We start from the raw sequence: 12,173 nt of genomic DNA on the forward strand, positions 1-12,173 counted from the left end.
TTAAACGGGTGAACTGGTCGCGCGACGGGAATATCGGCGGAGTGGCTTCGCCGAACGTTTGCCTCGCCGCCAGCTGTTCTGCGCGATGGCTCCCAACGCGATACCAGCTATCGCTTGTTGACGGAAGTTTCCGTCTATCCCGGCATTTGTCTGGTCGTTGGGTGCGGTTGCCTGATCATCGCGCTCAAGATCAAGCATCGCTTTAACCCTGTCCAACGTGCGGGCGATCGCCTCTTCAATCTGCTGGTCGTAGTCCTCAGATTCGGGGTCGACGGTGACTTCAATCTCTTCGCTGTGGCCATTGATCGTCAGCGACAATTGGTAAGTGCCTGCGTCGAGCGATCGCAGGAATTTCTCAAACCTTTGAGGGTCAAGCTGCAATTCGGCACTGTCAAGTTCCAACTGCGAGCGAGGCTGGAAATCGAGCATCGATTTCACCTTTTCCATCGTGCGGTCGATCGCCTCTTCAATCCGTTGGTCGTAGTCCTCGGCGTCAGGATCGACGGTGACTTCGATCTCTTCGCTTTGGCCGTTGATGGCCAGCGACAATCGGTAGGTGCCTGTATCGAGCGAACGCAAGAATTTCTCGTACCGGTCACGGTTGAGCTGCAATTCGCCGCCGCTGACTTCAAAATCGGCGCGGGTCCAACGGCTCTCGTCATTGCCGGAAGCCGTTACGAAAAGGTCGTTGTAATGAGACGATGATTCAGTGCCCGGCGTGGTTGAATCGGGCGCGTTCGGGTTGTCCGTGCCTCGAATCGCGGCGGATTGCGATCCATCCCGCGTACCTATGATTGTGATGAAAACGTTGGAGGGGGACTGACCACTGCCGCCGGGATCGAGCGAATCACCCGTGTTGCCATTGGAATCAATCGCGTCGTGGAACGTGACGAGGTATTCGACGTTGGCCCATGTATCAAGCAGATGCGGCGACACAAAGTCCATGTAGCCGCTGCCAAAACCGTCATGGAAGATGGTTTGTGGAATCGTGTTCGCAATTTCGACATGAAGGAAGTCGAAGTCATCGCCCGCGTCGATGAAATAGGTGGTCCGCTCGCTAGGAAAGAGCCCAATTCGGTCCGTTTCGCCACCTGTTGCAAAGTTAACGTGGTCCACTTCCGTGTATCGAATTGCGTCCTGCTGGCCGGAAATCGTACGGCCATCGGCGGCTTCATCACGCCGGGTGTGGTTGATGAATCGATTGTCGATGACGGCATTGTCGCGGATGTTGTCATCCGTGGACGTGGTGACGCTGAATTCAGCCAGATTGCTGACGTTTGCACCCAGCTGTCCGCCCGCCGCATCGTTGTCGATCATCGAGACGTCGATGAATTCCGCGGTGTTGGCGCCGGTTCCTCCATCGACAGAAAGACCCGCGTCGCCGGCTCGTTGCACTTTTGCGAGATCAACAAGCAACGAATCGTTACCATCGCCGCCGATGAAACGGATACCGGAGTTGTCGGTATCCGAAACATCAATATTGTGAAGCGTCGCGTCGTCCGTACCCGTTCCGCCTTCGATGGTGATGCCGTGTCCGAACTGACCCGGCGATTGTTCCACGATACTCGTAACGGTTGCGTTTTCAATGGCGACCTGATCGTTGCCATTGCCAGTCACGACGCGAATTCCGGCGAGGCCGGCGTCTGCAACGTCGATGTTCGACAGGTTGATGGTGTCATTACCCGTGCTTTCAATATCGGCGTCTCCCGTACCGATGTTGAGGCCACGACTGGCGGACCGGCGTGCGGTCAGATCGTCGACCGTGACCGTGTTATCGCCGCCGCCGAAACTCACACGCACCGCGATCGCGCCAACGTCGGTCACCGTCGCTGTTTGGATATCGACCACATCGGAACCAGCCCCACTGTCGATGTTGACTCCTCGTCCTCCAGCATTCGAGACTTCGATGTCGGTCAAGCTGACCGTATCGAGTCCGCGATCGCCGAGGTAGTTGATGCCGACACGACCGACGTTCATGACGGTGACGGATTCGAACGTTGCGTCGTCGCGCAAATCCTCGCCACTGGCGTCATCTTCCGGCCCGCCACCGATGACTTCGATGCCGCCGCCGTTTGTGTTCAGGACGTTGACGTTCGTAAAGCTGGTTTCGTCGCGACCGCGGCCGCCATCGACATGGATTCCGGTGTCACCGGCACCATCGACAGTGACCCACTGGAACGATGCTGTATCGTTCTGCCGCCCGCCAGAAACACGGATGCCGCGCTCACCGGCTGTCGTGATTTGAACGTTGGTAAATTCGGCTTCGTCATTTCCCAGGTCGCCAACGAAATCGATGCCGGTGCCAGTTGAACCGCTGACCGTCACATCGTTGAAACGAGCCGTGTCGCTCGATTCGCCGCCCGCAAAATTGATGCCTTTGCCATCGGGATTGGTAATGCCAACGCGAGTAAAGGTGGCGGAATCGACGCCGTTGCCGGATTGGACGTCGATGCCGACGTCTCCTGCGTCGCTAACTTTTACGTCGGTGAAATCAACCGTATCGCTCGAATCGCCGCCGGTGTAACTGATACCCTTGCCAGCGGGATTGGTAACGTCGACGCGGGTAAAGGTGGCGGAGTCGACGCCGTTGCCGGATTGGACGTCGATGCCGACGTCGCCTGCGTCGCTAACTTTCACGTCGGTGAAATCAACCGTGTCGCTGCCGTTTTCGGCGATGAACGCGATGCCTGTGCCGCTGGGCGAAGTCACCGAAACGTTGTTGAACGTTGCAGTGTCATCACCGATGCCCGATTCGAAGGTCAGCGTGTCGAACACGTTGACCTCGCGGACGGTGATCAAATCATTTCCGTCGCGAGTCTTGAAGGTAAATGGCGTATCGGATCCACCAGTGAGACTCTCAACGATGATCGTGTCGTCGTCATTGTGGGTTGTGACTTCAACAGACGATGCCGTGATGGTGCCGCGGATCGCGAGTGTCGAACCCACGCCATCGTCCGCGTTGTCTTCGTCCGCTCGGAAGACCACCGCTCCGCCCGCTTCGATGCGGCTGCTGGATGATAGGTCGGCATCGTCGCCGACAAGGACAGTGATCATTCCGTTGGGCGTTAAAATACTGCCGCCGGGGATCAAGATAAAGTCTTCGGTCGAACCCGCGGTGTCGGGGACGATCAATTTAGCGTTGCCGTGGGTCGATAGGATGCTGGAGACACGCATGGCGTCGTTGATCTCGGTCAGCGTGATGTCGCCATTGGTGACCGCGTCGATCTTGCCGTCGCCAAGTAGATCGGTATTGGCGACGACTTCAATCGTGGTTGACGTCGGGGCGCCGGTCAGCGTGATATCCCCGCCAGCTTGGACCAAACCGATGTCGACGATGGAGTCGATGGCTACGGGGTTTTCCCCGTCAATCACTATCAGCGGGCTGGATCCGTCCGGATCGGATTGATCGGAATCGGGGCGGAAGAACGTGTGAAACGCCGTCGGACCGCCGAATCCAAACTCGCGAGGGACATCCACCAGCACGTTGCCGTTGGCGCCGAAGATCGGTGTTTCTCGCAGGCCGTCACGGATCAGCAAGTCGGCTTCGCCACCTGCGGAGACAGAGTTCAGGTTCAGTGTGAAATCGGAAATGGAATCGTCGCGGAGAATTCCGGTGACATCGAGGAAAATGTCCCCGCCGGCCAACGCATCGAGAGCGTGCCCAAATCCGTTGCTTTCGACGACTTCCACAACCACGCGATCGGTCGCCGTGCCGATGTTGCCGAGCGAAGCTTCCGCATCCAGCGATGCGGTTCGAATCCGGCCGGTTGCCGTAGAAGTGATGTCGCCTGCGGTGTTGCGGATGGTTGTTGTTCCGATCGGGTTGTTGATGTCGCCGTTGAAGATGATGTCCGAATCGCTGCGGTTTTCGATTTCCAGCAGAGTGGGACGTGTTCCTGCTTCGATATCGAAGACAAACCGTTCGCCGCCGGTCTTCGCGACCTGATCGACGTCGATTGTCACGTTGTGTTGCACACCGGAAGTGATCAGATCCAGATCGTTAAACTGAAGGTCCTTCGCCGATTCGTTAACGACGCGTACGCGACTGGCCGTTTGCTGGAACGTGAACGTACTCTGGTCGCCATGGATGATACCGTCTTCGACAAACACGCGGCGTTCTTCACCTTCGTCTCCTAATGTCTGCGCCGACGTGTCGATTGAGTCGTTGAACGTGACATGGGTGGCAAAGTCAATCGTTCCACCAGTGGTGCTGATGCCATCGATTACGACCCGATCGTCGAGGACAGTCTGCTGGAACTGGTTCGACGTGTCGACACTTCCGCTGGGTGCCACGGAGATTTCCGGTGCCGGGGCGATGACAACATCTGCCTCCCAAAATATCTCGCGTTCGGCCGTGTGGTCTCCGGGATCAATCCGATCGGATTCCGTTTCGTCACCGAAATCGATCGACACTCCCAACGGCAGGTCGATGCTGAAGACATTGGCATCGGTTAGATGTTCCCACTGGCTGACATGTGTGTCCGCGGTGACATCGAGATCTTGGGTGGTGACCTTGCCTCCGGCCTTGGCCACGATCTTCGCGGTGGTGTTCTGATCGTTGTTGGAAATCGCGGTCGATGAACCGACGCCTTCGGTATCTGCGAACGCTCGGGCTCTTGTGCCCACCGATCCGTGCCCCGCTTCGATCGCCACCTGTCGAAAGCCCGAAATATCGGAGGTGGCCCCCAGTTCAACGATCGCGGTGTGCTTGAGATCGACAAGTGCTTCGGCAGTCGAATCACCGGCAGCGGCTTCCGCATCGGCCACGACTCGCGATTCCGCCTGCAGACTTGCGCCCTCGGCGATGATATCGACGGTCGTTGCCGTGATGGTGCCGTCGACCTGCGACAAGGTCCGCGTCACGCCATCGGTGCGGATGCCCATATCGGCCTTGGCAAAACCGATCGCAGCTGTCGCTTCGGAGTCGGTGTCGCCGTACGCCCCCAGCGATGACTGCGAGCGAATCAGGACTTCTTCGGCCTTAATGATCGCGCCGGATGACACGATCGTTTGAGTTTCAAAGTCGACCAGACCTTCGGTCACCCCTTCTTCGACATCGATGAATCCACCCCCAGCCGCATTGGATCGAAGCCGCATGTTGGTGTCGGTGTCGGAAGTCAATCGGAAATTGCCACCTGCCATGATGGTCGCATCTTGAACTTCGGCGGTGCTGCGATTGTTGGTCTGGGCGCTGGCATCGGCGACCCCGACGGCTACAAACGAACCGATGCGATTGCGCGCCACCGAGTTGACCTGCACGGATGAATCGGCGACCACATTGACATCGCCCATCGCTTCGATCCTCGCCCCCGATTCGATTCGCGTCGATAACGTGGGAGTCGAAATGGCACTCGATTCCGACGCTTTGTCGCTGCCGAGCAGAGATCCTGAAGAACCTCGCGTCGATGCAAACACACCCAACCGGCTAGAAACTGCAATCGTATTGTCGCCGATGGAATTGAGTCCGACCAACTGGTGAATACCGGTCGTCTCGACATCATCGGTTAGGTCGATCGAGAGCGTTTGCCGCCCTTGCCCCGTCGTCTGGAAATCGATTCCTTCGACACCAAGGGTATGTAGACCGCTTACAAAAGTATCCAGTCCCGTGATCGCTGGACCTCCCGGCGTCGCAGACAACTGGAAACCGGTTGCCGTCGCTGCGACAACGTAATACGTCGTGCCGGGAATCAATCCGCCGACGGCACCTGCCGGAGCGGTCTGCAACTGATGATTGGTCCCCGTCGATGCGTCGATATCCAACGGTGTTGCGGGGTCTGCGAGGCTGGCCAGTTGAATCGAGCTCTCATCGACTCGGATCACGCGATAAAGTTGGCCATCGTTCAGACCGGGAATTGCGGTCCCATCTGCGCTGTAACGGACCAGATCGCCGTCGGATAGGTTGTGTGCCGAATCAAAAACAATTTCGTTGTTGGCCGAGACGATTTGTGTCGCGTCCAGTGCGATCGGCAGCGTCGCCTGGGCTAGTAGATGACTTGAGGCGACCGGGGCGTCATCGCCATCCGATGGTTGGAAATCGATTGGATCGAGGGCTCCGATTTCCGTCAATTGAATCCGGTTCGAATCGGCAACGATAACTCGATATTGCCGTCCGTCCTGCAAACCATCGATCGCCGCCCCCGAGCCATCGGTTGTGTAGAGAACGATTTCCCCATCGGCAAAACCGTGGTTTTCGATAACGATTTCATTTGCGTCGACAACGACTCCACCAACCAGCGCGTCGTTGATCACGTTCTGCGGCGTGAACGATTGTGGAACCGGTCCGCGGTAGGTTACCACATCGCCGTTATTTAACGGGACGTCAGATTGTGTGAACGTGCCCGATGCTTCGTCGATTTGTCCGATGTCGATTAGTGTCGATGGATCGGTGGCCTGTTCCCGCGTCGCGGCCAGCTTGATCGTCAGATCGTCGATCACACGCACGAAGTACGTGTTTCCGGTAACGAGGCCTTCGATGCTTGTGGCGCCTGGGTCGGCATTGTAGATGACCACGTCACCGGTCTGGAAAAGATGGGGCGTTGTGAATCGGATCACATCCAGCACCGTGTCGACGCTTTGTGATGGCTCAACAGTATCGACGACAAACGATGCTCCCAGTTGCACTTTGTGTGGATCAAACCCACTGCCGTCGGGAACCGCCACCTGGATCGCGTTGTAACGTTGACGTTCACCAACGTGAACCGTCAGTGACTCGGTTGCTCGGTCACCGTTTGGGTTCGTAAATTCCGCGATCAAGACGGCCCTCTGGCCGGCATAGTAGCGTGGATAGATACCATCGACATGCCACAGCCCATCCGCGTCGACGACGCCTTCGATCTGCTGTGTATCACGGTCTACGATGTACCGTCCAAAGGAGACGCTGCCGTCTGGATTAAAGATCAGCTGCCGGAATTGGACCTTCGCACCTTCCACCACGTCATCGGGCGCTTGGCCAAACAGATCACCGCCGTCGGTTGAATTGACGATCTGAGGCGCAAGGCCTCCGAGCGTTGGGTGGCCATTGTTTTCGTAGGTGATCGCGATGTCGCCCTGCAGTTGATGCGGCAGGTTCATCGTGATGGTGTTGTTGACGAAGTCCACCTGAGTTCCCGCGTCGAACACACCGTCGGATTGGGTGAAGGGTTCGTTGTGCAGCGACGTCACCGTGACGCTTCCACCGGTGAAGATCACCGCGTTATTGCCAATCGAACTATCGATCGTTGGGTTTTCTGTGGCGACCGCGTCGACTCGACTGACGTCGACTCCGCCCCCAGTCAATCCTTCTGCGATGGCCTCGGCGTCGGTTTGCGACTGGGCGACAAGCACCAGGTCGCCCGCCAAATCGACCTGTACTTCGTTGCCGAGCTTCGCATCAACATCTGGTGTCGAAATTGCTTCGGCGGCGTCTTCCGCGTCGCCGAACACACTTACCACGCCGCCGCCGGATGTGTCTGAATCGGCAGCGGCGAAGTCACCGGCAATCGCTTGCACAATTAAATTCCGTGCCTGAGGAACATGCACTCCGCTGCGGAGTTCGGCAATCGTTCGACCAGCGGATGTGGCTTCCGGATCGGTTCCGCCAAAGCCCACGATTCCACCAGCCCCGAACGCGTCGGCCGTAGCGCTCGACGTATTGCCAGAGATCGCCCGCACACGCACATCGTCGGTCAACGTGATTGTTGGTCCTTCGGTCGAAGCGTTCAGCACGGTATTCCGGTCGACAAAACTCTGCACCCTGGCACTCGCCGTGGCGTTGGCTTCGGAGCCGTTTCCAGAAATGATCCCGCCGCCCGATGCGCTGGCTTTGGCGCGCGCTCCGTTAGGCAGTGTGTCGAATCCGGCAGTGACGTCTGAATTTGTTGGTCCATGCGTGGCCAGCACGTCGATACTCGAGCCCGAATGAATGTCGGCATACGAACCGATGCTCGCTTCAACCGTCGGCGAGAACGTCGCCGTCGCGACTGACTTGCCAAGCTGCAGGCCAACTCCGACCGACACGCCTTCTGCTTCCGCGTTGGCTTGGCCTCTCGAATCGGCTTGGACACTGACGGAGTCGCCCGACGTCGTGACCGACGTTTGCTTGGTAAGCGTGCTTTCGATCGTCGCGGTGATCGCTCGATCGCTGGTCGCCTTTGCTTCGTTGAATTGACCCGCGAGAACTCCCCCCGAACCAGCCGTGGTCATCGCAAACGCTTCGTGATTACCGTCGGCCGCGACCGACAGCGATCCGGCATCAATCGTCGTCCCGGCCGTGACAACGGCCGTCGTCGCGCCGCCGAACCGCGCGTTCGACAGTGCTGCTGCGGCGGCTGCGGCCAAACCAGCAGCCGCACCGGTTGTTTCCGCGTCGAGCTTCACATCCGAATCCGCGCGGACCTCGATCCGACCCGCGACCTTTACGTCCGCACCCAGTGTCGCCGCGACGTTCCCGTCATAGACGACATCGCCGGTCGCTCCGGCTCCGCCAGCGAGGATTGCGCCGCCAACGGCCAGCGCGTCGGCTTCGGCATCCGATCGTTCGACCGTCGCGTTGATGGACAGGCTGCCCACCGTGCCGTTCTGTCCAACTTGAGTGAACCTGCCAACTTCGGCAATCGTGTCGCCGCCGAAATTGATGTCAACAACGGACGCTCCCCCCGCGATGCCCACTGCAGCACTCGCTGCCCTTGTGCTACCCGTGAAATCGGCGGATGACGTTGCATCCAGCTCAACCGCCCCTGCCTGGACAATCTCGACGCCGTTGGTCGCATCGGTGCCTTCGCGTAGGATCGCTTTCACTTCGCTGCCGTCATTGATCACAACGACCGCAGCTCCCAGTGCCGCCGCTCCGCTCGCCACTCCGGCAAATGCTTCGGATTCTCCCTCGCGATCCAGCCGTCCTGCAATCGACAGCGTGCCATCGGTGCCAGCGCTCAGCATCGCCCCCTGCTGCACTTCGGCTGTGACATCGTTATTTAGATTAATGATTCCGACGCCCGCACCGAAACCTAGTGCGCTTAACAAACTGAGACCGCCAGCGATTTGTGTGGACTCCACGTTGTCATGTGCGATCACGTCGATATGACGCCCCGCAACGACAACCGCGTTCTCACCGATCGTCGCCGAAGTTCCCGCAGTGACCTGCGTTGAAAGCTGCGCATTATGGTCGGTTCCAATCCGCTGGGGGATGATGTCCGCAGCGCTGTCGAGAGCGGCGGTCGAGATCGAATCGAAGCGATGATCGGTTCCCGTCGCTGTGGCAGGGTCGAGATCGATCGCGGTACCGACACGAGCCTCCCGCCGTGACTCGGCGAGCCGAATTTTTGACGAATCCGCCGCATCCACAATCACAAAATAGGTGGCTCCATTTTCCAATCCGCCAATCGCTGTATTGCCATTGGGTCCGGTGCTGTACGCGATCACATCGCCCGTCGAGAAACCGTGAGAGGAAACGCTGTGTACGTCGCCGGTGGACGCGGTGACTTCGATATCGAGCGAAATGTTGTTGTTCGCGTTGGCTGCCGAGTTTGCAAAACGAATGTGATCGCCATCGACAATCGCGAAGTACGAACCGCCGTTGATCAGACCACCGACGGCCGATTGATCGTCGGCCGCGCGGTAGACGATTACGTCGCCCGTTGACAGCCCGTGCCCGGATCCGAGGTCGACAGATTCGTCAGCTCCGTCGATGTCCGACTGGGAAAATGCCGCGCCGCCAAGGTCGATGCTCTCGTCGGACCCGTCGACTTGGGTGGGATCAAATTGAAGGCCGTCTTCTGCGTTTTCCAGCAGCGGCAGGATGTTATCGTTGACGAAGTCCGAGACCAATTGATCGACGCCGTCTCCAACGTTCTCTCCGTTCTCTCCTTTCAGTGCGTCTGCGGAGTCGTCGACGCTAGTGATGTTGCCGTCTCCGGTGGTGTCGGCCCGGTAGTTTGAATCGAGATCGCCACCGATCGAATAAATCGAGACGGCTCCGGCAAATGCGATGCTCGGACCAGCGACAGCAGCGCTGACCACTGCCGATTCCAACTGCTTCTGCGACAGTGCGTTGACGTGAGCGTCTTTCACCGCCGCGACGTTTGCGCCGCTGCCGATCAGCGCCTGCGTGTCGTTGCCAAGTAGTCCAATATCCACTCCGCCCGACAAACCGCCAAACACGCCTCCTGACAACGCGCCGCTGATACCCTGCACCTTGAGGTCATTGGTTGCCGTCACAAATACGCTTTGCTCGTCGCTTGGCGTTTCATTGCCAGCGTTTTGATTGACCTGTGCTCCGTTGCCGATCACCGCCAACGTATCCGAATCGATCAATTGCACCGTGACCGCTCCGGCAAATCCGCCAACGACGCCACCGGATCCTGAAACGGCTACTGCAAAGACATCTTCGGACGACGATGCCTGTACCGCGACGCCATTGGCGGCGACCGATTGTTCGTTGATGCTGCTGCCCGACTTCTGCCCGTCAACGACGTCCATCGCAACCGCTGAATTCCCCAACGCGTCGATCGCGGCGTTGTCCTGGATTTCGGCGATCGTCGTCTTTGAAATCTCCGTCACACCGGTCGACGCACCGACGCCACCGCCAATCGCGACGTTAATGTTTCCAGCGATCACCTTTGTTTTCGAGTCATCCGATGCGGAGACCAGAACGTCTCCCCCGGCCTGAACCAACGCGCCGGACTGAATTGCCGCGTGGGTCATGTTATCGATTGTGATCACAGACCCCGTTGCACCGACACCAACGACGACGCTACTCGCCAACGTGGCCACGATCGACAGAATCTCTTCGCGTGCCGTGGCCGTGACGGAAACGTCGTCCTCCGCATGAACGGCTGCGTCTCCGATAAACGCTTCGGTCCTTTGAGACAGCGTGGTGAGGTCCACACCGGGGGCGGCACTGGCATAAAAACCAAGCGACGCACTGCCGTCGACCCCCAGCCGATCAAGGTTGCTGGCGGCGGCAACAACCACTTCCTGACGGGAGTCTGCGAGAGAATCCGTTTGATTGATCTGCGCCCCGTCGTCGATGAAGGCCCGCGTTGTGGTATCGTGAATCGATACTGAACCGGCAAACTCGGCAACGATCCCCTGCCCCGCGGCCCCAACGCTGGCCGAAGCCAGTTTTAATCGATCGTTGTTGTTGGCGGTAACGACAACGCCATGAACCACTCGCGTCTCGGGTGTTGCCGTGTGCACGACGACTTCCTCAAGTTCCACAGCGTCAAATTCTGGAAGCCCAACATCGGCTCGCGGCGTCGAAAGACTGAACGTCGAATCGGTCTGGATATCGTTTGCCTGCAGAGTGTTGATCGACGTGCCAGCAAAGGCGGCATCCTGAGTCTCAGCTAACTGAATCGAATTGTTGTCGATTCGAATGACGAAGTGTTCGAGGTTGCCGTCGAGTCCCATAACCTCCGCCGCGTTGCCGCTGAGAAGGATTTTGTCGCCCGTCATCAGACCATGATCGGTCGCGGTGATCGTGTCGCTGCCCGGATCGACGTTTTCGAAAGTGAACTCCGCTGCGATGGACTCAGCGGCTACCGAACGGCGGAGCGTTCCGCTGACACCGGTCGCGGCGATGTCGATCGCTACATCACTGCCAAATTCTGACAGACGAATCGTATCCGCATCCACAACCTGCACCACGTAGAGCACGCCGTTATCCAACCCATCAATCGAACGTCCACTTTCGGAAAGCAGGACGACGTCGCCATCGGTGAATCCATGATTCGGAGCGCTAATTGAATTGGCACCCGAGTCGACGGATTCCAAGGCTACGCTGAACGACTGGGCGGCGGGATCCGCCAGTTCCAATCGACCTGTGACCCCCGTGAGTTCGAGATCGATCTGGATGCCGTTGAACGCATCAGATTCCGTTGCTGCAAGTTGGAAGTTGTCATGATCGACCGCAATCACAAAGTACGCTGTGTCGTCGGCCAGGCCAGAGAACGCCCCTGAAAAATCGGACAGCAAAACCTGATCACCCGTTACAAATCCGTGCCGCTGGGCGTGGATCGTATCGGTCGACGCGTTCACGCTTGGAACCGATAAATCGACCACTGGAACGGTGCCGTCGGGTCGGATGTTGATCAAGCGATTCACCGTGCCAACCGCTTCGGTCGCGGTCAAATCAATGGCGGTTCCAGCGAGTGCGTTTTCGAGCGTCGTCGCCAACTGGATACGATTGGCGTCTG

1 protein-coding gene (running past one end of the window) is annotated in these 12,173 nt (G+C 58.3%); it reads right to left on the bottom strand.

Annotated features, from left to right (window positions below):
- On the bottom strand, positions 1–12,173 hold the final stretch of the coding sequence (locus EC9_RS09500; RefSeq protein ID WP_218934700.1) for a DUF4347 domain-containing protein. Its footprint extends 16,354 nt past the window's final position; only the last 12,173 of its 28,527 coding nucleotides appear in the window; its start codon lies off the right edge, out of view; its stop codon occupies positions 1–3.

It is taken from the genome of Rosistilla ulvae (genome assembly GCF_007741475.1).
GTDB lineage: Bacteria > Planctomycetota > Planctomycetia > Pirellulales > Pirellulaceae > Rosistilla > Rosistilla ulvae.